The sequence below is a fragment of the Streptococcus sanguinis genome (genome assembly GCF_008329445.1).
Taxonomy (GTDB): Bacteria; Bacillota; Bacilli; order Lactobacillales; family Streptococcaceae; genus Streptococcus; species Streptococcus sanguinis_O.
In genome coordinates this window covers 87,884-110,572 of the sequence record NZ_VIBR01000004.1, presented here as the reverse complement: position 1 = coordinate 110,572, position 22,689 = coordinate 87,884, and the positions used below count along the sequence as shown (strand labels likewise).

Below are 22,689 nucleotides of genomic sequence, written 5' to 3'. Positions count from 1 at the left end.
CCTTTTTGTAGCATCTGCTTATTAACGGCGATATTGACGCAAGAAGCGCGTCATTTTCTCTTGGATTTGAGCTAGCTCATCTACTCGAGGCAGATAAACGATGCGGAAATGATCTGGATCCTTCCAGTTAAAGCCTCGTCCATGAACGAGAAGGACTTTCTCCTGCTTGAGGAAATTGAGCACAAACTGCTCATCATCGTCGATATGATACATGTTCCGGTCAATTTTCGGGAAAATATAGAGACCAGCTTTAGGTTTTACAGCTGACAGTCCCGGGATATCCTGAATAGCCTGATAGATGAAATTACGCTGTTCATAGATACGACCACCTGGCAAAAGCAGTTCATCCACAGATTGGTGACCGCCAAGTGAGGTTTGGACGACCTGTTGAGCCAAGACATTGGAGCACAGGCGCATGTTGGAGAGCATGTTCAACCCTTCAATATAACCCTTAACATGATGCTTAGGTCCAGATAGCACCATCCAACCAACACGGAAGCCTGCGATGCGGTGCGACTTGGAAAGACCATTCATGCTGACACAGAAGATATCAGGAGCCAGACTAGCCACAGACGTATGGACATTGCCATCCATCACCATGCGGTCATAAATTTCATCCGCAAAAATAATGAGATTGTTCTGGCGAGCAATTTCCACAATCTCCAGCAGCAGTTCCTTAGGATAAAGTGCTCCCGTTGGATTGTTAGGGTTAATGATAATGATAGCCTTGGTATTAGATGTGATTTTTGACTTGATATCGTCAATATCTGGATACCATTCTGCCTGCTCATCACAAACATAGTGAACAGCATTCCCACCAGCCAGACTGACTGCAGCCGTCCAGAGTGGATAGTCTGGCATCGGCACCAGCACCTCGTCCCCGTCATCAAGCAAGCCCTGCATGGACATGACAATCAGCTCGCTGACACCATTTCCCAGATAAATGTCATCAATATCTACATTAGGAAAATTCTTAAGCTGGCAATATTGCATAATCGCCTTACGGGCTGAAAAAATCCCCTTAGAGTCAGAGTAGCCCTCACTGTCACGCGCATTCATAATCAAATCATGAATGACCTCATCTGGAGCGGTAAAACCAAATTCAGCCGGATTCCCTGTATTAAGGCGGAGAATCTTTTCACCATTGGCCCGCATGCGCATAGCTTCATCCAAAACCGGACCGCGAATATCATAGGCAACATGTTCCAGCTTGCTGGACTTGTCAAATTCTTTCATTCTTATTTTTCCTCTATTCATCAGAATGTTATCATTATACCACCAGAAAAAGCGATTGACAACAAAAAAATAAGCTCACTTTTCACGCGATTATGAAGCGATTTATAAGATAAAGAGCACTATTCCTTTTCTAACCCCTCAGAGTAAAGGAATCTTTTTCTGCTTGTAATTTTCTGACAGCATTTCCATTTTATCTTTACTTTTTTTCTGAAAAGGGTTACAATAGAAACAAGAAAATAGTTGCAAATCACTCGGACGTTATGGACTGATTGATTTTTGGTCAGCCCAATCATTCTGTGAATGATGCGACGTCCTTTGCCGACCATTTTAGAGGAGGTAGCTCTATGACTCAGAAATATGAAAACATTATGGTTGCTGTGGATGGTTCTCACGAATCCGAACTAGCTTTTGAAAAAGGTGTTAACGTAGCTCTCCGAAACGGTTCTCGTCTCACTATCGCCCACGTCATTGACACCCGGGCTTTGCAAAGTGTCTCAACCTTTGATGCAGATGTCTACGAGGACTTACAGGAAGATGCTAAAAAGCTGACAGCAGAACTGAAAGAAAAGGCTCAAAAATCTGGTATCAAGTATGTTGACATTGTCATTGAGATGGGCAATCCCAAGACTCTCTTGGCTACAGATATCCCAGAAGAGCACAAGGTAGATCTGATCATGGTCGGTGCTACCGGTCTCAATGCCTTTGAACGGCTGCTAGTCGGTTCTTCCTCCGAATATATCCTGCGCCACGCCAAGGTTGACTTGCTGGTGGTCAGAGACCCAGAAAAGACTTTATAAAAACTAGAGCAGTTCAATGACTGCTCTAGTTTTTCGTTTATGCGAGGTATTTTTATCTATCTTAATCTGTATTCCATTTCTGAAGACTTCGTTTACATTTTGCAAATATTTTTTAGAATTAGACTGTAAATTATTAAATTGATTTCCATGTTTGAAAAAATAATTTATATACTCACCACCCATTTTCGTGATAAAATTTATCAACTATCCCCAGTCGTAATCAGAAATAGCTGAACTATTTTTTGTTTCTCTTAAGTCAATCCCTAATTTTCTTAATGCGGCTAAGGACATATGCTCCAAACAAATTGGACCTAAAACTGAATCTTCCATCGAAAGTCTGACTGAAATTTCTTTTAGTTTATTTATAACATCAACATCACAGATATCACTATCAACGACTTCTCTTATTATGTGATAAGACACAATTGGATTTAAATCTATATTATTTATTAAATCATTATTTTTATAGGCTTTAGTTTTAATTTTTTTAAGAATATTCACCATTAAATTATTTTGTTACCGTTCCAGCAAATAATCAGCAATTGTTTTCGTTGAATCTGATATGACTTCATTAACTGTTTTTCTTGTTCCAAAGTCGTTATGCCAATAATGAATATCTGATAAACCACCGCGTGGTGGAAAAAGTTCTTGATAAAGAGTAAATTTTTCCCTTGTACTTAGCTCGTCATTGGTATTCAAAGATTTTTTTAAATATTTTAAATCCTCTACTTGCGGATGAACGTTTTTAATCTTATATCTGTCAATTATTGATAACAAATCATCAATTGCTTTTAAAACTGTTTCTAACATACTAATATTTTCCTGTCCTAGAGGTATATTCAAAATGCTTTTGTTCAAAGTTAGGGCCGTGTTTCTCAACAAATCTACGAGACGAAAAGGGCAAGGAAAGCATCCTACCCTAAAATTCTTTATACTAGATTAATCTTCTAAAATCACAGGAAAAATATCTTCCCCTCTGCGCATTTTTTCTTCCATTTCTTTCCACTCTAAAACCAATTTATATAGTTCATCAGTTGAAATAAAGCAAGGTTCCCCAAGACTTTCATCATCCATTTGATAGTATACTTCTGTTTCTTCTTTACCTATATCAATATTTAGCATATTACCGCCAAAGTCTGATTCTTCTTTTTGACCAGTAACAACTGCCTCTAATTCTTTTTGAATATGGGTGTAAAAATTATGAACCTCAGAATTTAAAAAGTCTGACAATGATTGAAATTTTTGATCAGTAAACTTCAAAATTAACATTATATCATTTTCTTCATTTCCAAAAACCAAAACTGAATATGTTCTCTCCATTAACCTTACCTCTAAACTCATTTTACTCCATTGGGAATGCTGATATAATCTTTCCATCAGATTCTCTTATATACATTCCAATCTTTAATCCATTATGACTTTTTCCAATGTATGTGTTTCCATAAGCTAAAACTTTATTAAAATATGCCTCATTAATGGTATCTACAACTTCCTGCGGGCTCATATAGTCAGGAAAAAAGGTTGAATAGCCTCCATTTGCTTTTTTAGGAATGCCATTTACTTCAATTTTTGCCTCATAAATCCCAGCGTCATTTAATGCAGGCCCTCTCGTACCTTCTATAATATTTCCTGAAGTTCCCTCTACCATATCATAGTGATAACCTCCTGATTGTCCTCTCCTATTTAAATCACCTTCAAAGATATGGATTTTAGACTTCTCTGTAAAGTTCTCTGTGTGCTTAAGATTCGCTAAGTCATCCATACTGTAGGTTTTTATCTCAACCACCGGCTGACTCCCCACACTCGAATTTCTCACCGCATCCTTAATCTGATAATACTCATTAATCTGGGCATCGGTCCTTTGTGTTTGTATATCCTTATTATAAGCCCGAGTACTCCAAGCTGCTGTTCCTACCATTAGGAAGTCATAACCCGCTTTTATACTCGGTGCGTACTTGGTATAGTTTGTGGCATAATTTAGGAGTTCCTCATCAACCTCTTTGCCTGTGACTGGATCAAGGCCAGTTCTAGAGATATATTCAAAACGTTTTTGCTCGAAGTTAGGATCGTGTTTGCTGATAGGATTTTGGCTATCCAATTCTTGATAGCGAGCAGCCAGATATATATCATTCGCCTTATCTATTTCGGATGAATAATAGTTATGATCTAGAATCGGAGCTATAGGACTAAATTTTAATCCAGGATAATATTCTTCCAGCTCCTTCTGGTTCATACGGTCAATCTTTGCTTTGAAAAAGGGATCCACTTTCTGCAAAGTATACTTACTAACATTGTTTTTCCGAGGTAAGTCTTTTACTTCCTCGTACCTCTTAACAACAGCTTTTTCAAGTTTAATCCTATATTCAGTCTTGTTTGGCTTATAGTATGGACTGTTTAAATCGCCACTATCTTTTGCTGAAATAATTTCAGAATAATTATGAAGCAAATCATCATAATCCATCTCTGCGATTCTATCAAACTCTGTCTTCTTGGCATTTTGTCTCTTTACTTCCTCAATCATCTCCTGCCGCTTAGTCCATCCAGTATTGATGGTACCTTTCCAGCTGAGATCAGCATCTCGGCGAGGAGGAAGATAAGTCTGAGTAGATGCATCCCAGCTCTGTGCTGCTTGAGATAGGCCGGTAGATGCTGCTGCTAAATAAGTTTCAGCTTCCGCGAAGATAGTTGGCGAACTCTCATTAAAAGCAAGCAAATTATCCAAAATTTCTTGGAAGACTTGCCTAGCGCTTTCTGCAACAGCGATGGAAGCACTGAAATCCACAATAGACATACCCTTATTATTTGAATAGAGTTGCGATTTGCGTTCCAACTCTGCAAGTTGCTGTTCTGCAAAACGAATTTTCTCTTCCAGTTCTGATTGGCGCCAGCTCTTGCCGTCTACTTCTGCCGTGTAGTTACTAACAAAATTTTGACAAGCTAAGGCTATCGCTTCCTGATAGAGAATGACCCCCTGAACAATCGGTATGACCGTTCCGACAACATGATTCTTGGCAGAATCATACGCTTTACCTTTTAGTTCATCCTCATTATGAAAAGCTGATAAAACGCTTATTAATTTAAGATTCTGCCCCAAACATTGTTCAACTGCTCTTCCAAGGCTTTCTGCCTGCGTTCGAGCAGCTTCTAAATACATATCAATACTCATCCTTACTCCTCGCCAGCTAAAGCACGCTTCTCTTTGTAGACTTCTTCTAGCTGATTTTCTGCGTTTTGATGTTTTTTCTGCAGTTTTTGTATCTGATCCTCTATATCAATCTTTAGTTGTCTGCTTCGATGAGAAAAATCTAGCTGACAGTCTGCTATCTTACTGTAATATCGGCTTCCTTCGAAATCATAAGACAGATCATGAAACCATGTCCCTATAGAATCCAACTGACATAATACATCTTCTTCTTGAGCTTTTGCCTGTCCCAACTTTTTATAGAGTTCCCATTCATGATCAGCAAGCCTCCGCTCCTTGGCCAACAAGGCAGTCCATCGCTTATCTTCCTGCATTGATTATTCCTCCAAAGCAGTCAGGGTATTCAGACCTAAATCTTTTTTAGTGACTGTCGGTTCCTTTTTAGGCGGTAAATAGTTAGTAGTCAGACTTTGACGAATCATAGCATCCTTGTCCTCAAACTCTGCTGCTACACTATGAACATTCTGAATAATACTTGTAATGTGTGCCCCGAGCTGCCCTTGTAGGTTCTCAACATTTGAAATCCCTGCAGTTGCATTAGAATTTCCAGCAACAGTTGTCTGCGAATCTCGAGTAATAGCCATCATCTGCAGGAAATTTGCATCTCCGATTGCCGTCGCATGACGAGCTGCTGTTGATAGGTCGCTCTTAACTTGGTATTGATCCATCCGTCCTCTCCTCTACATTTTTTCTTATTGTACCATAAAATAAAAAAAGAGCAAAAAATTTCTGCTCTCCAAACATTTATTCTTTGTTTTCTTCTTTCTGCTCTAAGGTACGCTGGTAGGCCTGAATCTGTCGTTCCAGTTCTTCTTTGATAGCTCCTTCGGGAGCGTATTTTTCTTCCCAGTCATCTGGTTTGAGGATTTTATGGGTGACGGGGTCAAAGTGAGCCTTCCCGTCTGGGAAAATTTTGCCCATATTAGCCCGATGGACAATATCGAACAGCTGCTCTGGATCCACTCCCATCAGGACAAAACTGCCATAAGTGAAGTATAGAGTATCAATCAAGGCATCCACCTGACCGACTAGAGAAACCTCAGCCTGACTCTTGGAGCGAACCTTGTCGGCAGCCTTGTCAAGGGCCTGATGGAGATAGGCTACAGAGCTATCAAAGTCTTCCTCTGAGTTACTAGCTGCTCGCAGAAACTCGACCAGCTCTTCCAGCTTGAAGCCTGCCCGATAGCGAGCGTCCTGAGGCGACCAAGCAATTGGCTCTTCCTGAGTGCTTTCATCCATAACACTATGGAACTCTTTAACCTTATTAAAGTGATGGTCGCTGCTGGTAAAGACCTTCTCCCTCGCTAGGATACCAAAATGCTCCAAAGCCTTGTGAATCCCATCCTGACTATTGCTGCTAGTTGTATGCTTGGCCACTTCCTTGACTGAGCTTGTTCCATTTCCCATAGCAATGGACAGACCAACTCCCGATAGCATTTCCAAGTCATTGTCAGAGTCACCGAAGGCCATGACCTGATGAATGTCAAAACCATATTCCTTGCCGACTCGGCGAATCCCCTCTAGCTTAGATGTATCTTTATTGATAATATCAACCGCATAGGGGCTGCTGCGGGTAAATTTCAAATCAGGAAAGTCTGCTTCAATCTTACGGCTTTCTTCTGGACTGGCTAAAATCAAAGCTTGATAAATCGGCTCCTGAATCAGCTGCAGGAGATCTTTTTCATGCTGGGGCAAGGCCTTGCTGATGACCTTATTAAAACCGTGACTGACTGTTCGAGCCATTCGCTTAGGGATGAAGCGGCTAGTCCACTGGGAGAAAGGGCTCATGCCGAAGGACATAATCTTGGAGCCCAGCATAGCCTCAGCCGTCCCCAAGGAAATCTCTTTCCGATGCTTCTTAGCATAGGAGATTAAATCCCGCAAACTCTGCTTGTCAATGGGACTGGCAGAAATCACTCTGTCTCTTGAAAAAATGTACTGGCCATTGTAGGTCACAGCAAAGTCTAAGTCCAATTGCTCCATAAAAGGTTTGACAAAGAAAGGACCGCGGCCTGTTGCCAAACCGACCAATATTCCTTGCTCCTTTAAACTCTGAATAGCCTTTTCTGTAGATTTCAAAACCGTTCGACTGTCATTGACCAGTGTCCCATCAATATCGAAAAAGACGGCCTTTACTTCCATTGATTTTCTCATTCTTTCCTTTTATGATACAATAAATTATAACACAAAAATGACATACAATCACATGAATTGCAGAAAAGAAAAGCTGGAGTAATATCCATGCAACAGAAATGAAAACTCTATGAAAACATAATGTGAGTTTTCAACTCTGCATTATGACTACAAGGAGAAAAAGGATTTATGACAAAAAAAATCTTGGTCCTGCACACAGGAGGAACCATTTCCATGCAGGCTGACGGCTCTGGGGCTGTCGTCACCAATGCTGATAACCCTATGAACCATGTGACAGTTCCGCTTGAGGGGATTGAGACGGAAGTCATTGACTTTTTTAATATTCCTAGTCCTCATATCACGCCCCAGCACATGCTCAAGCTTTATCAAAAAATCAAAGCCAGTGCTGACCAATTTGACGGAGTAGTCATTACTCATGGGACGGACACTTTAGAAGAGACGGCTTACTTTCTGGATACTATGCAGTTGCCGAAGATTCCAATCGTTCTGACCGGAGCTATGCGCAGTTCCAATGAGCTGGGGAGCGACGGAGTCTATAACTACCTGACAGCCCTGCGGGTAGCCAGTGATGAAAAAGCCAGTGATAAAGGCGTGCTTGTCGTTATGAATGATGAGGCACATGCTGCTAAGTATGTAACCAAAACCCACACGACCAATGTCAGCACCTTCCAGACGCCGACTCACGGACCGCTTGGCTTGATTATGAAACAAGAGATTCTCTATTTTAAGACAGCGGAGCCTCGGGTCCGCTTTGACTTGAACAGCATTTCTGGTCTGGTGCCCATCATTCCAGCTTATGCCGGTATGAAGACAGAGCTTCTGGACATGCTGGATTTAGACAAGATAGACGGCCTCATCATAGAAGCATTCGGTGCTGGCAACCTCCCCAAGGAAGTAGCTGACAAACTGGCTGATATGATAGCTGAAGGCCTGCCAGTTGCTCTGGTCTCTCGCTGTTTTAACGGGATTGCTGAGCCAGTCTATGCTTATGAAGGAGGCGGAGTTCAGCTACACCAGGCTGGTATCTTCTTCGTCAAAGAGCTCAATGCCCAAAAAGCCAGAATCAAACTGCTCATCGCCCTGAACGCTGGACTCAAAGGCCAAGAACTACGAGATTATATGGAAGGCTGAGAGAAAAAGTTCCTATTTATATTCTTTAAATCAAAAAAGTGCTAAGATTGCTTAGCACTTTTTTGACTCTTTCATATTCTAAGACTGGGAAAACTTCATTGAATCGCCGGACTTAAAAGATAACCTCAAACAGAGACTCTAAAATTTCAAAAATATAATCACTTACCATAGGTCACCTCCATTTTCTGAGCTTGCTTAAATTTCTTCGGATAGTGGACTTTGATTGTAACTTTCATAGCTTTTACCTCGCTTATCATTCATTCTTTAAGAACAAAAACGAAACTCTTGGAGTCTTTAGCTTTAGGTTTGACACCTAATCTTTTTGTTCTTACTTGAATATAAAGATACAGCCCTAAACTTAAGAATCTCTTATAGATTTCTTAGGGAAAGCTTATAGTCAAAGAGTCCGGCAGCAATCCCTATCTACTATTTGAAAGGAACAAGTCTTTTCAATCAAATACAAAAAACTTCACCGATTGGGTGAAGTTTGTGATTTGTTAGGAGATTTATGATGAAAAAATTCTAAATTATTCTTATTCTTTGAGTGGCTCATACCTCGCAAGTCTTCTTGTCTTCAAGCTTTGGTTATAGGATTTTAAGGGATGTTTACTTTGTCATTGGTCCTACCTCTTTCTTTGATTTGACAATAGTATAATCCCTCAAACTTAAAGCCTACTTATAAATATCTTGCAGGAAACTTAATTCAAAGAACCTTTAATCTAGGTAATCTCGCTTGTCCAAATGAAGAGCAATCAAGTGCCAATTAGAATCTGTCCGCCAGTTCGGATCAGCTGTAATCTGGCTGGCAACCTTTCTGGCTTCTTCTAAAATCGGATAATCTTCCACGATGTCTGCCACTTGAAACTCAGGAATACCAGACTGCCGAGTGCCAAAGATTTCTCCAGAGCCTCGCATTTTCAGATCCTCCTCAGCCAGCAGGAAACCGTCGGTCGTCTCAGTCATGATTTTCATGCGGCGCTTGCCCGACTCCGTCTTGGGATTGGCAACAAGGACGGCATAAGACTGCTTGCTCCCTCGGCCAACACGGCCTCTTAGCTGATGAAGCTGGCTGAGTCCAAAGCGGTCCGCATCCATGATGACCATCACAGTAGCATTGGGGACGTTGACTCCGACCTCAATGACCGTGGTGGAAACCAGAATGTCAGTCCGTCCTTCCTTGAAGTCCTGCATAATCGCCTCTTTTTCCTCGCTCTTCATCTTGCCATGAAGCAGAGCCACTTGGGCCTGCTGACCAAAATAGGCTGTCAGTTCTTCTTCTAGGGCAATGGCATTCTTAAGATCCAGCGCCTCAGATTCCTCAATCAAGGGAGAAATAAAGTAGACCTGAGCCCCCTTGTGGAGCTCTTTTTTTAGCCAGTCGAGGACGACTTCCAGCTGCTCATGCCTGACCCAGCGAGTGATGATAGGCTTGCGTCCTGCCGGCATCTGGTCAATAATGGACACATCCATATCACCAAAAGCTGTAATGGCAAGGGTTCTGGGAATTGGCGTCGCCGTCATCATGAGGACATCAGGATTGTCTCCCTTTTCCCGTAAAATCCGGCGTTGCTCCACCCCAAAGCGATGCTGCTCGTCAATAATGACCAAGCCCAATGCATGGTAACGGACTCCTTCCTGAATCAAGGCATGGGTTCCGACAATCATGTCCACCTGACCGTTTTCAATCGCTGCCAAGGTTTCCCGGCGCTCAGCTGCTTTCATCCCACCAGTTAGCAGGGCCAGCTTCAATTCTGGAAAAATCTGAGCTAGACTGTCAAAATGCTGCTCAGCCAAAATTTCTGTTGGAACCATCAGAGCTGACTGAAAGCCAGCTGTATAAACAGCATACATAGCCAGACCAGCGACAACAGTCTTTCCACTTCCCACATCCCCCTGCAGCAGGCGATTCATGTGTCCAGGCGATCGCAAATCCTGCAAAATCTCTGTCAGACTGCGCTCCTGAGCCGAAGTCAGCTCAAAAGGTAAGCTCTGCTTTTTCTCGGCTACAGCATCCGACTGCCAATCAATTTTTAATCCATTGCTGACAGCCTTGGTTTCTCTCTTTAAGACCTGCAGCTGCATTTGGAAATAAAAGAGTTCTTCAAATTTAACCCGCCGAAGAGCCTGCTTGTAGTCCGCCAAGTCCTTTGGAAAATGCATAGCCCGCACAGCCTCCACTCTGCTCACTAGCTGGTAGCGTTCCAGCAGGGGCTGGGGCAGAGTTTCCTCTAAGAGCAAGTCCAATCCCTGGTCAAAGGCAGTCTTAATCAGCTTGACCAAGCTAGCCTGACTAATTCCCTGAGCCAGCCGATAGACAGGCTGCAAGTCGTCCTCGACCTGAGCCAGCAGTTTCATTCCAGTCAGACTGGCCTTGGCTTTGTCCCACTTTCCAAAGACGGCTACATTGGCTCCCACTTCAATCTTGTCTGCCAGATAAGGCTGGTTAAAGAAATTAACTGCCAGAGCGACTTCTCCCTGCTTGATGGTAAAGCGCAGGCGGTTGCGTTTGTAGCCATAATACTGGACATTAGCCGGGGTTACGACCTGACCAGAAACAACCGCCTTTTCTCCATCTTCCAAGTCTAGGACATTCTTACTCTTAAAATCCTCATAACGAAAAGGAAAATAAAGCAGCAAATCCTGCAAGGTCTCTAGACCCAGCTTGGCAAATTTTTCTGCTGATTTCGGTCCCACACCAGGCAGAACCGTCAAAGGTTGGTGTAAATTCATAATTCCTCTTTCAGTTCTGATACTGCTGCGGTGCTAATATCGCAGACAGGGGGCCAAGCTAGAACATTATCAAATACTCCAAGCGGTTCCCTGCATTAATCTACTTAGTCTTTATAGACCCTCGGTACACGGTCGCTAATCAAGCAAACCACTTCATAGTTAATGGTGCCGCGTTTTTCTGCCACATCTGTCGCCGTAATGGTCTCCGCTCCGCTATTTCCAATCAACACAACCGGCGTGCCAAGGGGATAAGCCTGAGGCAGACGCACTGTAATCTGGTCCATGGAAACGCGGCCGACAATAGGACAGCGCTGACCATCAATCAAGACATCAAAGCCCTGCATATCACGTGTCCAGCCATCCGCATAACCCAAAGGAATGGTGCCAATCCACTCTTGAGACTGGCTAGTGTAGGTAGCTCCATAGCCAACATCTGCTCCAGCCTCTACTTCCTTGATATGCACCAATTCTGAGAGCAGCGACAGAGCTGGCTTGAATTCGTAAGGAAGTTTTAAAACAGTTCCGCTAGGGTTGAGGCCATAAATGATGTCACCCAGCCGGACGGCATTTAGAACAGTCTCACTGTGCCAGAGAGAGGTGGCAGAATTACTAGCGTGGACACGAGGGGGAACACTGTCCAGCTCAGATAAAATCTGATGAAAACGAGCCAGCTGGGCTTCAAACTTATGGTGCTCTGCTTCATCTGCTGTTGCAAAGTGGGTAAAAATTCCCTCCGCGACAGCCCCAGCAGCCTGCAAGCGATGGATTGCCTCCTGAGCTTCCTGACTATCTCGAAAACCAATCCGCCCCATACCAGAGTCAATCTTGATATGAAAGTTCAATCCTTTTAAGTCTTTTTCCGCAGCTAAGGCTAGATCCAACCACTCCAGACTGGCTACGGTCAGAGACACCTTTCCCTTTCTAGCCAGCGGAAGCGCAGCCAGATCTGACACTCCTAACACCAGAATTTTTTTGCCAATGCCGGCTGAGCGCAGCTCCAAGGCTTCATCAATATTAGACACACAAAAGCCATCTACGATGGGCTCAATTCGCCTAGAAACCTCAATAGCTCCGTGGCCATAAGCGTTTGCCTTGACGACAGCCCACTTCTCTGTCGTCTGAGGCAGATGGGCACTCAGTTGTCTAATATTAAAAGCAATGGCAGCCAAATCAATCACTGCCTTGCTGGGTCTATGCAGACTAGCTTTCATCATTTTCCTCCAAAATAACGCTGGCTGTAACTAGGCCAGCAGCATGGCTGAGCGAAATCCAAACCTTGCCAGTAAAAGGTGACCGGCTGAAATAAGGCGCTCCCTGACGGTCGTTTAAAATCTCCAAGTCTTGAAACCTGAGCTTACCAATTCCGGTTCCCCAAGCTTTAGAAAAAGCCTCCTTGGCAGCCCAACGACCAGCCAAAAATTCGATTTTCCGTTTGCCGGATAACTCCTCAAAACGAGAAAGCTCCGCCTCTGTCAAGACTTTCTTTGCAAAGCGGGCATTTTTCAGATAGGCTCGCTCAATGGCAGCCAACTCTTCTATGTCAATTCCGTGTCCTTTTATCATATCATTCTCTGGAAAGGCGACAAAACTCAGCTGGGCCGCCAGCTGAGTTCGTCTTCACCCGACAGTTAGTCCTCTTTACAGGTCAAGACTGTCCCTTTCAATTTTCCTTATTTATCTAAAGTGTTGTAAATTTCTTCAATAAGCTGAACTGTATTGTCCCAGCCTAGGCAAGGGTCAGTGATAGATTTACCAAAGACTTCTGGCTCATTTTGCCGGCCATCTTCCAGATAAGACTCAATCATAAAACCACGAACCGCTCTCTTAATTTTTTCGTTCCAATCCCGATTCAGCAAGGTCTGACGCACAATCCTAATCTGTTCCAGATACTGCTTGCCAGAGTTATCGTGATTGGTATCGATGACGATGAAAGGATTCTCCAAGCCCATATTTTCATAGTAGGAAATGGCATCCAGCATATTTTCATAGTAGAAATTTGGAATGTTCTTACCAAATTCATTGGTAGCCCCACGCAGAATAACGTGAGCCAAAGGATTCCCAGATGTTTCTACTTCCTGACCGTGAAAAAGGAAAGTCTGCTTATTTTGTGCCGCATAGACAGCGTTAAACATAACCCCCAGATTGCCAGAAGTTGGATTCTTCATGCCGACTGGAGCGTCAATACCTGACGCCACAAAACGGTGCTCCTGGTCTTCGACTGAGCGGGCACCCACAGCATGATAGCTGACCAAGTCGTCTACCAGCACAAGATTGGACGGATAGAGCATCTCATCAGCCGTCGTCAGACCAGTCTCTGTAATGACGCGGTAGTGCAGCTGACGAACTGCCTGCAAACCATTGATAAGACTAGGAGCTTTAGAAGTATCTGGCTGGTGAACCAAGCCCTTATAGCCATCCCCATTGGTCCTCGGCTTAGCAGTATAGACCCGCATGACGATAAAAATCTTATCCGCGACCTTCTTCTGCAACTCTGACAAACGGCGGGCATACTCCAGCACAGCATCTTCACTGTCAGATGAGCAAGGGCCGATAACCAAGAGAATACGCTCGTCTTCCCCACTGAGAATCTCAGCTAGTTCTTGGTCTCGCTTGTTTTTATGAGTCAAGGCCTGACCAGTCAGTCTGGTTCTGGACTTAATCTGCTCAATGTCAATCTTCTGACCTTTTTCAATAAATGCCATACTATTTTCCTAATGTATCATAAATTTCACGAACCAGCTGTTCTGTATTTGCCCAGCCCAGACAAGGGTCAGTAATGGACTTGCCAAAGACTTCTGGCTCGTCCTGACGACCGTCTTCCAGATAAGACTCAATCATAAAGCCACGTACTGTAGCCTTAATCTTTTCATTCCAGTCACGGTTAATCAGAGTCTGGCGAACGATACGGACCTGCTCCAGATACTGCTTACCAGAGTTATCATGATTGGTGTCAATGATGATAAAGGGATTTTCTAAGCCCATTTTTTCATACTGGGCAATGGTGTCCAGCAGGTTATCATAATAGTAGTTGGGAATATTCTTACCGTATTCATTCAGAGCACCGCGCAAGATTGCATGCGCCAAGGGATTGCCAGATGTTTCTACTTCCTTACCAGCGAATAGGAAACTCTGCTTGTTCTGAGCTGCATAGATGCCGTTAAACATGACATTGAGATTACCAGAAGTCGGATTTTTCAATCCAGTCGGAAGATCCGCTCCACTAGCTACAAATCGGTGCTGCTGGTCTTCGACCGAGCGAGCTCCTACAGCCATGTAAGAAATTAAATCATCTACCAGAGGCAGATTTTCTGGATAGAGCATCTCATCAGCTGTGGTCATGCCTGTCTCGGAAATAACCCGATAGTGCAGATTGCGGACTGCCTTGATGCCGTTAATCAGACTTGGAGCGGCAGTCGCATTGGGCTGATGAATAAGCCCTTTATAGCCATCTCCGTTCGTCCGAGGCTTAGCAGTATAAACCCGCATGACCATGAAAATGCGGTCTTTTACTTCTTCTTGGAGAGCAGATAGACGCTTGGCATACTCCAGCACCGCTTCTTCGTTATCTGAAGAGCAGGGACCGATAACCAAGAGAATGCGGTCATCTTGACCACGCAGAATTGCTTCTAACTCTCGGTCACGTTTTTCCTTGCGAGCTAACATGTCGCCTTCTAGCTTAGCAAGTTGGCGAACTTCTGCCACATCAATGGGTTGACTGGTTGCTTTAAAGGTCATCTATTCTCCTTCTTTTATATTTACTTTTTACGGCCGTGACAGTTCTTGAACTTCTTGCCAGAACCACATGGACAAGGGTCATTTCTCTTTACATTAGACAGATTTACATTCTCAGGCATATTTGGCGCCTTGGCAGAGATATTGCGGGTAGCGGTGGTATTGATAGCCCGCTCTGTCCGAGGACGCTCTTGCTCATGAATCTGTGCTTTCATCATCAGACGAGTCACATCAAACTCAATAGAACCAATCATGTCGTTGAACATACGGAAGCTTTCTGCTTGATATTCGACAACTGGGTTATTTTGTGCATAACCACGCAGTCCAACAGCATTGCGCAGCTGGTCAAGGGCGTCGATATGGTCAGTCCACTTGCTGTCCACTACGCGCAGAATCAAGACCTTCTGGAATTCACGCACGGCTTCTTCGTCTCGCAGCTTAGCAATCTGACTGTCGTAGACTTCCAATGCACGTTCAAACAGATAATCTTTGATTTCTTGGTCAGACTTGCCTTCCAAATCGCTGTCTGAAATAGAATCTTCTGAAACCAAGTTATACTTAGCAAAGTTTAAAATCGCTTCAATCTTATCATCCTGATCTGAGTGGCTGCTGCCATCAACGATGCGGTTAATCGTCCGTTTAATCATAGCATGGATTTCAGGACTGAGGTCACGGTCAGCAGTAATGACATCGTGGCGCTCAGCATAGATAATTTCCCGCTGCTCACGCATCACGTCATCATACTGTAAGACTTGTTTCCGCGTATCGTAGTTATTTCCTTCGACACGCTTCTGAGCTGCCTCTACCTGACGGGTCAGCATGCCAGACTTAATAACAGAATCTTCGTCACTAAGGTTCATCCGATCCAAGAGGGCTTTAATGCGCTCTGAGCCAAAGCGGCGCATCAGCTCATCTTCCAGTGACAGGTAGAACTGTGACTCACCTGGATCACCCTGACGACCTGAACGTCCGCGCAGCTGATTGTCAATCCGGCGGCTTTCATGGCGCTCTGTACCGATAACGCAGAGACCGCCCAGTTCGCGGACACCTTCACCCAACTTGATATCAGTTCCCCGTCCAGCCATATTGGTTGCAATAGTAACTGCACCACGTTGGCCGGCGTTCATGATGATTTGCGCTTCTTTATAGTGGTTTTTCGCATTAAGAACTTCGTGAGGAACCCCAGCTTCTACCAATTTCTTAGAAATATAATCACTGGTCTCAACCGCAACGGTACCGACCAGAACTGGCTGGCCTTTTTCATGACGCTCTTTAACATCCTGAACAACTGCCTTAAACTTAGAATCAATACTTGGGTAGAGCAGGTCAGAATGGTCAATACGTGCTACAGGACGGTTGGTTGGAATTGGAATAACACGAATGTTGTATGTTTCGCGGAACTCTTCTTCCTCCGTCTTAGCTGTACCTGTCATACCGGACAGCTTCTTATACATACGGAAGAGGTTCTGATAAGTAATGGAAGCAGAAGTCTTTGTTTCTTCCTGAATCGGCACACCTTCTTTAGCTTCAATCGCTTGGTGGAGACCATCAGAGTAACGACGTCCCTCCATTGTCCGACCGGTAAATTGATCGACAATCAGAATTTCCTGATCTTCACTGACCACATAGTCAATGTCAAGGAGCATGATGTAGTTAGCTCGCAGGGCATTGTCGATAAAGTGAGTCAGGGCAACATTTTCAATATCATAGAGATTGTCCAGCTTGAAGTAGCTTTCTGCCTTGTCAATCCCTGAATCAGACAGACCAATCGTCTTAGACTGAACATCGATGATGTAGTCGTCCTTATCCAGAGATTTGACATAGTGGTCAGCCATATGATAAAGCTGGTTGGTATCTGAAGAAACCGGTCCTGAAACAATCAGCGGTGTCCGAGCTTCGTCAATCAGGATTGAGTCCACCTCATCGACCAAGGCATAATTGAGTGGGCGCTGTACCATGTTTTCAGCTCGAACTACCATGTTATCACGCAGGTAGTCAAAGCCAATCTCAGCATTGGTTGAATAGGTAATATCACAAGCGTATGCTTCTTTTTTCTCAGATGGAGACTTAGCTGCCAGATTGATACCAACAGAAAGGCCCAGCCAAGAATAGAGTTCACCCATTTCGGTCGCGTCACGCTCAGTCAGGTATTCATTGACTGTGACAACGTGCACACCTTTTCCTGCAAGGGCATTTAGGTAAACTGGCATCGTCGCTGTCAAGGTTTTTCCTTCACCGGTACGCATCTCTGGAACGTCACCATGATGGAGAACAATCCCTCCCATAACCTGAACCTTATAAGGGAAAAGACCCAACACTCGCTTAGCTCCTTCACGGACAACTGCAAATGCTTCAAATAAGAGCTGATCTAAAGTTTCGCCATCAGCATAGCGTTTCTTGAATTCTTCTGTTTTTGCCTGAAGTTCTTCATCAGACAAGGCCGCCATTTCGTCTTCATAAGCCAAGACTTTGTCAGCCATTTTTTCTAATTTTCTTAATTCACCTTTATCATTTTCAATGATAGTCTTTAAAATATTCGCCATTTTTTTCCTTACTATATAATAATCTTTCTGATTTTTAGAATGTTCTTTTCATTATAGCATGTTTTCCTATATCTTTCAAGAATGAAAAAAGCAAAAAAGCTTCATTAGACTGTGCTTACAGAACTGGGAGATGGCAGGAGATTAGAGGATAATTTGTGCATGATAAACCATGTGATTTTCAATCTATATTTTCCCTCTCTCAGTTTTGAGCAAACTTCAACATCTTAATTGTATCGCATTTGGATTTTTTAGGGGAATCTTCAATTTGCACCTGCATGGCATGATTTATTGGCTAAAGTCTTATGGAACTAGACGGGCTGATAGTTATATAAACGAAAACCAGCACCTAAAGTGTACTGACTCTAAAAAGTTAGATTTTTGTGTCTAACTTTTGTAGTGCAGTAAAGAGGCACTGGTTTTTATATGGGGATACCATCTGTATTTCACTTCCCCTTAGTGGGGAATAATCATCCAATAGTTCAATTCTCCAACAAACTAGCCTTGCCAGTCAGCCGGATAAGTCACATAGATAAAGCGGGCCTTATCTCTGACAGAGAACTGAATGTCGCTGCCTTTAGGGATAAAGAGTACTTCGCCAGGGCCAGCTGTCATGACTTCGTCACCAACGATAATATCAAGACGCCCTTCAATGACATAATCCACTTCATCATAGTCCAGATGCCAAGGGAAAGTTGTCTTTTCCATGGTCATCAGACCCAAGCCTAATCTTGGACTCTCATCTAAGGTCAGCAAGTCTCGTGTATAAACTTGATGGCTCGAATCACCTGTATCCAAGCGATCTTCTGGACGAACATCTAGACCTGGCAGGGCGATAGAAGCTACGCCTGCCTTGCTGACTTTCTTCCCACCATCTTTAGTGGCTAATTCTTCCAATAAAATCTTACGAACCAATGTTTCTAGGTCAGAACGATTAATATCTGCCATACTTCATACCTCCAAGTCTAAGCTTCCTTTTTCGTTAAGAAGAAAGCCAGTAATACCGCTGTGATACCGCCGACAAATTTACCAATCATCATCGGCACAATCATTTCCGGTTTTTGACCAGCTGTGAAGCCTAGGTGATCTCCAATAACGAAGGAAGCAGATACGGCAAAGGCTACGTTGATAATCTTACCGCGTTTGTCCATATCCTTCATCATCTGGAACATGGCAATGTTATTAGCCAGAGAAGCTACCAAACCAGCTGCACCAACTTCGTTCATTCCCAGGGATTTTCCGATAGCAGAAAGTGGTTTGTTGGCTACCTTGGTAAAGACAGCTACCAGACCAAAGGCTCCAGCCAAGGTTACGGCAATCGTTCCGACAACTTCAAAGGCTTCCTTCAGTGTCTCAGCACCTTTTGGATAGAGGCTAATGAGCCATTCATTTCCAGTCAGAAGCTGCGCTGCACCAAAGGCCAAACCAAGCGTTGCCAAGATAACAATAATCTGACCAAACACTTCAAAACCTTTAATCATGGCATTAGGCGCCAAAAGCAATCCTATGAAAATCAGAGCAGATACAATGATAATCGGGATAAGATTGACAACCAAGGTTCCAAAAGGCAGACCTGGCACGAAAATTCCTCCGAGGAGACAGCCAATCGGAACAGTTACTAAACCGTATAAGATTCCACGAGCCAAAAGCGGACGGTCATCTTTTTCGATAATACCCAAGGCAACCGGAATCGTAAAGACGATGGTTGGCCCCATCATAGAGCCCAGTACAAAGGCAGCGAAATTTCCTACCGCTGGATCCTGAGCCAGACTGAGAGCCAGAGGAGCTCCTCCCATATCATTGGCAATGAAGGTTGTCGCAAAAATAGACGGGTCAGCGCCCACCAAGCCATACAAAGGCACGACAATTGGTTTCAAGACATCCGCCAAGAGGGGAGCGATTACCATAATCCCAGCCATAGACAGAGCCAAAGCTCCCATAGCCATGATTCCTTCTTCAAATTTTTCACTTAGTCCTAGTTTGCCACCGATACATTTATCCACTGCACCGATCAGCATGAATAGCACCATGATATAAATGATAATTTCATTGATACTCATAACATTACCTTAGTTTCTAATATTCTTCATCACTGTGATAGTCAACCTTGTCAATGATAGCCACAACGACCATATCTACAGGGATATTCGTCTTATTTAGGCTCATCCGGGCAGAACTGCCAGTGGTTACCATTACTTGGTCTCCTTCGCCTGCACCGATGCAGTCGGCCACAATAAGCAGAGCTGGGTCACTTTGATGTTCATTTAGCTGCCGTTCGACCACTAAAAATTTCAAACCATTTAAATTTTCGTCTTTTCTAGTCGCCCAAAGGCTTCCTTTTACTTTACCAACAAACATCTCTACCCACTCCTTTATTCTATGATTTCTATTTTTTGACGTTTTAGATAATCTCTCGCCAAGGCTGTCACAATCATTCCTTTTTCTATTTTAAAGCTTCCATTTTCAGGTAAGCCCATTTCTCTCAGCCTCTTCTCTGTAAGCAAAACCGGCTTGCTCGGAGCCTTAGTCTTCGGGCTGACTTCTTCAGCCACCGCCCGTTTCACTTCCGGGCGAGGTTCTTCAGCCTGATCACTTTCTAGGAGTGCTAAGAGTTGGCCTTCTTTATAAAATTGCAGACCGTAGCGAATCAGCTTTTCTCGCTGTCCCTGCAGTTCCTGATACAAGTACACTTTAGAAGATTGCTTGTACTGTTGAATAGCAAAGGTGCTGTCTGATACGAGGACTTTTTTGCCTTTCAAAAGACTCTTTAAAATGACTGCTTCCTCCACCGCTAAAGGGCAAAGGGATGAGAGTCTTAGAAAAGCATCAAAACCAAGCGACTCAACAACAACAATCTCTGCTGTGCAAGAATCTTTTACGACTTGAAAGCCTTCCCCTTCTAATAAGTCAGGAATCTTATCGCCTCCAATGACGTATACTGAGGGTTTCTGAGGCTTTTTCTTCAACTTTTCCATCAGGCGGTCTGTAATCAAATCTACTAAATGATCTAGATTTTCCATTCTTTACCTACCTTTTATTTGCTCATACGACTTATTTTTTAATAATCCGTCCGCGTGTTCCTTTTTTGAAACCACAAGCATTGGCTTCATCGTAGTCAATATGCATATAGGTTGCAAATTTAGGACTAACACGGATAACCACATCATCAAATATCAGCGGACGAGCTCCTTCTACTCTGACTTGTACAATCTCGTGATTTTTTACATTCAGACGTTCGGCATCTTCCGGTGTCATATGAACATGACGTTTAGCTACAATCAGGCCCTTATCCAGACAAACTGCCTTGTCTCCATGTGCCAAGATGACACCTGGTGTTCCTTCGATATCGCCACTTTCGCGAATAGGAGCCTTGGTGCCCAGCTGCAAACAATCGGTCAGGGAAACTTCTACCTGAGAATGTTTGCGAACAGGTCCCAGAATAACCACATTGTGAAAAGCGCCTTTTGGACCGACAACTGTCAGTCTTTCTTGACTAGCGAACTGGCCTGGCTGTGATAGGTCTTTTGCTTTTGTTAATTGATAGTTGGGACCAAACAAGGCTTCCAAATCTTCCTGACTCAAATGGACATGACGTCCGCTCGCTTCTACCTCAAATGACCCCTGCAATTCTTCCTGAACTTTATCAATTACTTTATTTACCAAATTTTCTAAAGTCATTGCTGTTCTTCTTTCTCTTGTTATTAGCTTGCTATCAACCAGAGCAAGACTTCAATTGATTTTAATAATTGAGAAACCTTACAAGCAAATTGATCTCTGTCACCATCAGCAGCCTGCTCCAATTCTTTGCGCAGGAGGGTCGTTTCGATATATGTATCATAGCAATTCAGCTGCCAAGTCGGCTCCTGATAACTCATCATAACCGTTTCTTGATCGAGCTGTCGACTGACCCGAATGGCCTGCAATTCTGCATTGCTAGGCAGGTCTGTCTGGTAATCAGAAATATCATCCAGAATATGATGGCCGACGATTTGTTCTACTATGTTCAATAGTTGGCCAACTTGCTCACACTTTTCATCCTGAAAAGCCTGATGCAATTCTCTCTGGTTCTTCAAAAAGCAAGTATAAAGTTTAGTCAGTCTAAATAGTCGTGGATACACAGCAGAGTCCTCAAGGTTTGTAATCGGCACCCTGATAGCATCAGCAGCTGAGGCTGTTTTCCCTTTGGTCTGACCTGAAGAAATAATTCGAATATGGTGATCATTGAGAAAACCTCTGGCTGCTGGCGTCAGTTTTTCATCTTTGTTTAATTCAAAGACACCGTTATCAGCGAGAACGGATTCTCTATAAAGCTTTCTAATCTTAGCTTCTGTAAAAACTGACATGTATTCACATCCTTCTACTCCGTTGATACTCTGTGAAAATCAATCTGATACTCTCCGAAAATCAACATTTCTGTCTAGTATCGAGCTGCTGCTCATAAGCTTCATTTTCACTGAGTATTCTATTTGCATCAGAGGCCTGTATCAAGCCTGAACACTACAATACAGGCCCTTTCAGCAAATATTTTTCTGTCCCAGATTATTTGGGAAGAATGACTTCCACTTCAGCATGTGGACGTGGAATTACGTGAACTGAAATCAATTCACCAACATTTTCAGCTGCAGCTGCTCCAGCATCTGTTGCTGCTTTGACTGCGCCGACATCACCACGAACCATTACAGTTACCAAACCAGCACCGACTTGTTCTTTACCAATCAAAGTTACGTTAGCGGCTTTGACCATTGCATCAGCTGCTTCGATTGCGCCGACGAGTCCTTTTGTTTCTACCATTCCTAATGCATTTGCGTTTGCCATGTTTATTTCCTCCAATTATTTTCTTGTTTTTAAGTTTATACGAAAGTCTGTAATCTTATTCTTGATGAGGTAAGATTACTTCTACTTCAGCATGTGGACGTGGAATTACGTGAACTGAAATCAATTCACCAACGTTTTCTGCTGCAGCTGCTCCAGCATCTGTCGCTGCTTTGACTGCACCGACATCACCACGAACCAAGACTGTTACCAATCCAGCGCCGACTTGTTCTTTACCAACTAAAGTTACGTTAGCCGCTTTGACCATTGCATCAGCTGCTTCGATTGCGCCGACAAGTCCTCTTGTTTCTACCATTCCTAATGCATTTGCGTTTGCCATGATTGTATCCTCCAA

General features: G+C 43.5%; 24 protein-coding genes. 2 read left to right on the top strand and 22 right to left on the bottom strand.

What is annotated here, in order from left to right:
- Positions 1-21: 21 nt before the first annotated feature.
- Positions 22-1,236 (bottom strand): pyridoxal phosphate-dependent aminotransferase, encoded by a 1,215-nt coding sequence (locus tag FKX92_RS09370; RefSeq protein WP_009659361.1) that lies wholly within the window; start codon positions 1,234-1,236, stop codon positions 22-24.
- 344 nt (positions 1,237-1,580) lie between these two features.
- Here FKX92_RS09370 and FKX92_RS09360 point away from each other — a divergent pair, with 344 nt between their 5' ends.
- Positions 1,581-2,033 carry a universal stress protein gene (locus FKX92_RS09360; protein ID WP_002896311.1) on the top strand — a complete coding sequence of 151 codons (453 nt, stop codon included), beginning with the start codon at positions 1,581-1,583 and terminating at the stop codon, positions 2,031-2,033.
- A gap of 204 nt (positions 2,034-2,237) precedes the next feature.
- Here FKX92_RS09360 and FKX92_RS09355 read toward each other — a convergent pair whose 3' ends face one another.
- The 7 genes from FKX92_RS09355 to FKX92_RS09325 all read right to left on the bottom strand — a co-directional run bounded on the left by FKX92_RS09355 (position 2,238) and on the right by FKX92_RS09325 (position 7,377).
- A complete protein-coding gene (locus FKX92_RS09355) occupies positions 2,238-2,537 on the bottom strand; it encodes a hypothetical protein (RefSeq protein WP_002910434.1) in 300 nt (99 codons plus the stop codon).
- Positions 2,538-2,549: 12 nt separating this feature from the next.
- Entirely contained in the window at positions 2,550-2,843 is a 294-nt protein-coding gene (locus FKX92_RS09350; RefSeq protein ID WP_002932350.1) for a hypothetical protein, read from the bottom strand.
- 129 nt (positions 2,844-2,972) lie between these two features.
- A complete protein-coding gene (locus FKX92_RS09345) occupies positions 2,973-3,353 on the bottom strand; it encodes a hypothetical protein (RefSeq protein WP_149566266.1) in 381 nt (126 codons plus the stop codon).
- A gap of 22 nt (positions 3,354-3,375) precedes the next feature.
- Positions 3,376-5,199: an EndoU domain-containing protein gene (locus tag FKX92_RS09340; RefSeq protein ID WP_149566151.1), complete on the bottom strand. Its 1,824-nt coding sequence runs from the start codon at positions 5,197-5,199 to the stop codon at positions 3,376-3,378.
- A 2-nt stretch (positions 5,200-5,201) separates the two neighbouring features.
- Positions 5,202-5,549, bottom strand: coding sequence for a DUF3958 family protein (locus FKX92_RS09335; protein WP_002902533.1), 348 nt, complete (start codon positions 5,547-5,549; stop codon positions 5,202-5,204).
- Between the two features lie 3 nt (positions 5,550-5,552).
- Complete coding sequence (locus FKX92_RS09330) at positions 5,553-5,903, bottom strand: TIGR04197 family type VII secretion effector (protein ID WP_002902532.1); 351 nt, start codon at positions 5,901-5,903, stop codon at positions 5,553-5,555.
- A 76-nt stretch (positions 5,904-5,979) separates the two neighbouring features.
- The gene (locus FKX92_RS09325; RefSeq protein WP_125356169.1) at positions 5,980-7,377 is read right to left on the bottom strand and encodes a Cof-type HAD-IIB family hydrolase; all 1,398 of its coding nucleotides are present in this window, start codon (positions 7,375-7,377) and stop codon (positions 5,980-5,982) included.
- 180 nt (positions 7,378-7,557) lie between these two features.
- Between FKX92_RS09325 and FKX92_RS09320 the strand changes: the two genes are divergently transcribed.
- Positions 7,558-8,520, top strand: coding sequence for an asparaginase (locus tag FKX92_RS09320; protein WP_149566150.1), 963 nt, complete (start codon positions 7,558-7,560; stop codon positions 8,518-8,520).
- A gap of 714 nt (positions 8,521-9,234) precedes the next feature.
- On the opposite strand, the gene recG is transcribed toward FKX92_RS09320, so the two are convergent.
- The 14 genes from recG to pduA (FKX92_RS09245) all read right to left on the bottom strand — a co-directional run bounded on the left by recG (position 9,235) and on the right by pduA (FKX92_RS09245) (position 22,674).
- Entirely contained in the window at positions 9,235-11,250 is a 2,016-nt protein-coding gene (recG, locus tag FKX92_RS09315; RefSeq protein WP_149566149.1) for an ATP-dependent DNA helicase RecG, read from the bottom strand.
- Positions 11,251-11,354: 104 nt separating this feature from the next.
- Complete coding sequence (alr, locus tag FKX92_RS09310) at positions 11,355-12,461, bottom strand: alanine racemase (protein ID WP_316250857.1); 1,107 nt, start codon at positions 12,459-12,461, stop codon at positions 11,355-11,357.
- Positions 12,451-12,813: a holo-ACP synthase gene (gene acpS, locus FKX92_RS09305; protein WP_002896329.1), complete on the bottom strand. Its 363-nt coding sequence runs from the start codon at positions 12,811-12,813 to the stop codon at positions 12,451-12,453. The genes alr and acpS overlap by 11 nt, the downstream gene beginning before the upstream one ends.
- 107 nt (positions 12,814-12,920) lie before the next feature.
- A complete protein-coding gene (locus FKX92_RS09300) occupies positions 12,921-13,952 on the bottom strand; it encodes a 3-deoxy-7-phosphoheptulonate synthase (protein WP_149566147.1) in 1,032 nt (343 codons plus the stop codon).
- Position 13,953: 1 nt separating this feature from the next.
- On the bottom strand, positions 13,954-14,985 hold the full coding sequence (locus tag FKX92_RS09295; RefSeq protein ID WP_002901054.1) for a 3-deoxy-7-phosphoheptulonate synthase: 1,032 nt from the start codon (positions 14,983-14,985) through the stop codon (positions 13,954-13,956).
- Between the two features lie 20 nt (positions 14,986-15,005).
- Complete coding sequence (secA, locus tag FKX92_RS09290; protein WP_002896334.1) at positions 15,006-17,525, bottom strand: preprotein translocase subunit SecA; 2,520 nt, start codon at positions 17,523-17,525, stop codon at positions 15,006-15,008.
- Positions 17,526-18,020: 495 nt separating this feature from the next.
- On the bottom strand, positions 18,021-18,470 hold the full coding sequence (locus FKX92_RS09280; protein ID WP_002898196.1) for a cupin domain-containing protein: 450 nt from the start codon (positions 18,468-18,470) through the stop codon (positions 18,021-18,023).
- 17 nt (positions 18,471-18,487) lie between these two features.
- Positions 18,488-19,582 carry an ethanolamine utilization protein EutH gene (locus FKX92_RS09275; RefSeq protein WP_002896353.1) on the bottom strand — a complete coding sequence of 365 codons (1,095 nt, stop codon included), beginning with the start codon at positions 19,580-19,582 and terminating at the stop codon, positions 18,488-18,490.
- 16 nt (positions 19,583-19,598) lie between these two features.
- A complete protein-coding gene (locus FKX92_RS09270; protein ID WP_002896356.1) occupies positions 19,599-19,880 on the bottom strand; it encodes a EutN/CcmL family microcompartment protein in 282 nt (93 codons plus the stop codon).
- Between the two features lie 14 nt (positions 19,881-19,894).
- The gene (locus FKX92_RS09265) at positions 19,895-20,542 is read right to left on the bottom strand and encodes a hypothetical protein (RefSeq protein WP_002911857.1); all 648 of its coding nucleotides are present in this window, start codon (positions 20,540-20,542) and stop codon (positions 19,895-19,897) included.
- A gap of 31 nt (positions 20,543-20,573) precedes the next feature.
- The gene (gene eutD, locus FKX92_RS09260; protein ID WP_002896361.1) at positions 20,574-21,200 is read right to left on the bottom strand and encodes an ethanolamine utilization phosphate acetyltransferase EutD; all 627 of its coding nucleotides are present in this window, start codon (positions 21,198-21,200) and stop codon (positions 20,574-20,576) included.
- Positions 21,201-21,223: 23 nt separating this feature from the next.
- Positions 21,224-21,865, bottom strand: coding sequence for a hypothetical protein (locus tag FKX92_RS09255; RefSeq protein ID WP_149566146.1), 642 nt, complete (start codon positions 21,863-21,865; stop codon positions 21,224-21,226).
- Positions 21,866-22,061: 196 nt separating this feature from the next.
- Positions 22,062-22,337, bottom strand: a complete 276-nt coding sequence (gene pduA, locus FKX92_RS09250) for a propanediol utilization microcompartment protein PduA (protein ID WP_002896373.1) — start codon at positions 22,335-22,337, stop codon at positions 22,062-22,064.
- A 55-nt stretch (positions 22,338-22,392) separates the two neighbouring features.
- A complete protein-coding gene (gene pduA / locus FKX92_RS09245; protein ID WP_002898203.1) occupies positions 22,393-22,674 on the bottom strand; it encodes a propanediol utilization microcompartment protein PduA in 282 nt (93 codons plus the stop codon).
- Between the last annotated feature and the right edge of the window lie 15 nt (positions 22,675-22,689).

What these genes read in the sequence shown, in the direction of transcription:
- FKX92_RS09370 (WP_009659361.1), bottom strand. Translation starts at nt 1,236, where the DNA reads ATGAAAGAATTTGACAAGTCCAGCAAGCTGGAACATGTTGCCTATGAT.
- FKX92_RS09360 (WP_002896311.1), top strand. Translation starts at nt 1,581, where the DNA reads ATGACTCAGAAATATGAAAACATTATGGTTGCTGTGGATGGTTCTCAC.
- FKX92_RS09355 (WP_002910434.1), bottom strand. Translation starts at nt 2,537, where the DNA reads ATGGTGAATATTCTTAAAAAAATTAAAACTAAAGCCTATAAAAATAAT.
- FKX92_RS09350 (WP_002932350.1), bottom strand. Translation starts at nt 2,843, where the DNA reads ATGTTAGAAACAGTTTTAAAAGCAATTGATGATTTGTTATCAATAATT.
- FKX92_RS09345 (WP_149566266.1), bottom strand. Translation starts at nt 3,353, where the DNA reads ATGGAGAGAACATATTCAGTTTTGGTTTTTGGAAATGAAGAAAATGAT.
- FKX92_RS09340 (WP_149566151.1), bottom strand. Translation starts at nt 5,199, where the DNA reads ATGAGTATTGATATGTATTTAGAAGCTGCTCGAACGCAGGCAGAAAGC.
- FKX92_RS09335 (WP_002902533.1), bottom strand. Translation starts at nt 5,549, where the DNA reads ATGCAGGAAGATAAGCGATGGACTGCCTTGTTGGCCAAGGAGCGGAGG.
- FKX92_RS09330 (WP_002902532.1), bottom strand. Translation starts at nt 5,903, where the DNA reads ATGGATCAATACCAAGTTAAGAGCGACCTATCAACAGCAGCTCGTCAT.
- FKX92_RS09325 (WP_125356169.1), bottom strand. Translation starts at nt 7,377, where the DNA reads ATGGAAGTAAAGGCCGTCTTTTTCGATATTGATGGGACACTGGTCAAT.
- FKX92_RS09320 (WP_149566150.1), top strand. Translation starts at nt 7,558, where the DNA reads ATGACAAAAAAAATCTTGGTCCTGCACACAGGAGGAACCATTTCCATG.
- recG (WP_149566149.1), bottom strand. Translation starts at nt 11,250, where the DNA reads ATGAATTTACACCAACCTTTGACGGTTCTGCCTGGTGTGGGACCGAAA.
- alr (WP_316250857.1), bottom strand. Translation starts at nt 12,461, where the DNA reads ATGAAAGCTAGTCTGCATAGACCCAGCAAGGCAGTGATTGATTTGGCT.
- acpS (WP_002896329.1), bottom strand. Translation starts at nt 12,813, where the DNA reads ATGATAAAAGGACACGGAATTGACATAGAAGAGTTGGCTGCCATTGAG.
- FKX92_RS09300 (WP_149566147.1), bottom strand. Translation starts at nt 13,952, where the DNA reads ATGGCATTTATTGAAAAAGGTCAGAAGATTGACATTGAGCAGATTAAG.
- FKX92_RS09295 (WP_002901054.1), bottom strand. Translation starts at nt 14,985, where the DNA reads ATGACCTTTAAAGCAACCAGTCAACCCATTGATGTGGCAGAAGTTCGC.
- secA (WP_002896334.1), bottom strand. Translation starts at nt 17,525, where the DNA reads ATGGCGAATATTTTAAAGACTATCATTGAAAATGATAAAGGTGAATTA.
- FKX92_RS09280 (WP_002898196.1), bottom strand. Translation starts at nt 18,470, where the DNA reads ATGGCAGATATTAATCGTTCTGACCTAGAAACATTGGTTCGTAAGATT.
- FKX92_RS09275 (WP_002896353.1), bottom strand. Translation starts at nt 19,582, where the DNA reads ATGAGTATCAATGAAATTATCATTTATATCATGGTGCTATTCATGCTG.
- FKX92_RS09270 (WP_002896356.1), bottom strand. Translation starts at nt 19,880, where the DNA reads ATGTTTGTTGGTAAAGTAAAAGGAAGCCTTTGGGCGACTAGAAAAGAC.
- FKX92_RS09265 (WP_002911857.1), bottom strand. Translation starts at nt 20,542, where the DNA reads ATGGAAAATCTAGATCATTTAGTAGATTTGATTACAGACCGCCTGATG.
- eutD (WP_002896361.1), bottom strand. Translation starts at nt 21,200, where the DNA reads ATGACTTTAGAAAATTTGGTAAATAAAGTAATTGATAAAGTTCAGGAA.
- FKX92_RS09255 (WP_149566146.1), bottom strand. Translation starts at nt 21,865, where the DNA reads ATGTCAGTTTTTACAGAAGCTAAGATTAGAAAGCTTTATAGAGAATCC.
- pduA (WP_002896373.1), bottom strand. Translation starts at nt 22,337, where the DNA reads ATGGCAAACGCAAATGCATTAGGAATGGTAGAAACAAAAGGACTCGTC.
- pduA (WP_002898203.1), bottom strand. Translation starts at nt 22,674, where the DNA reads ATGGCAAACGCAAATGCATTAGGAATGGTAGAAACAAGAGGACTTGTC.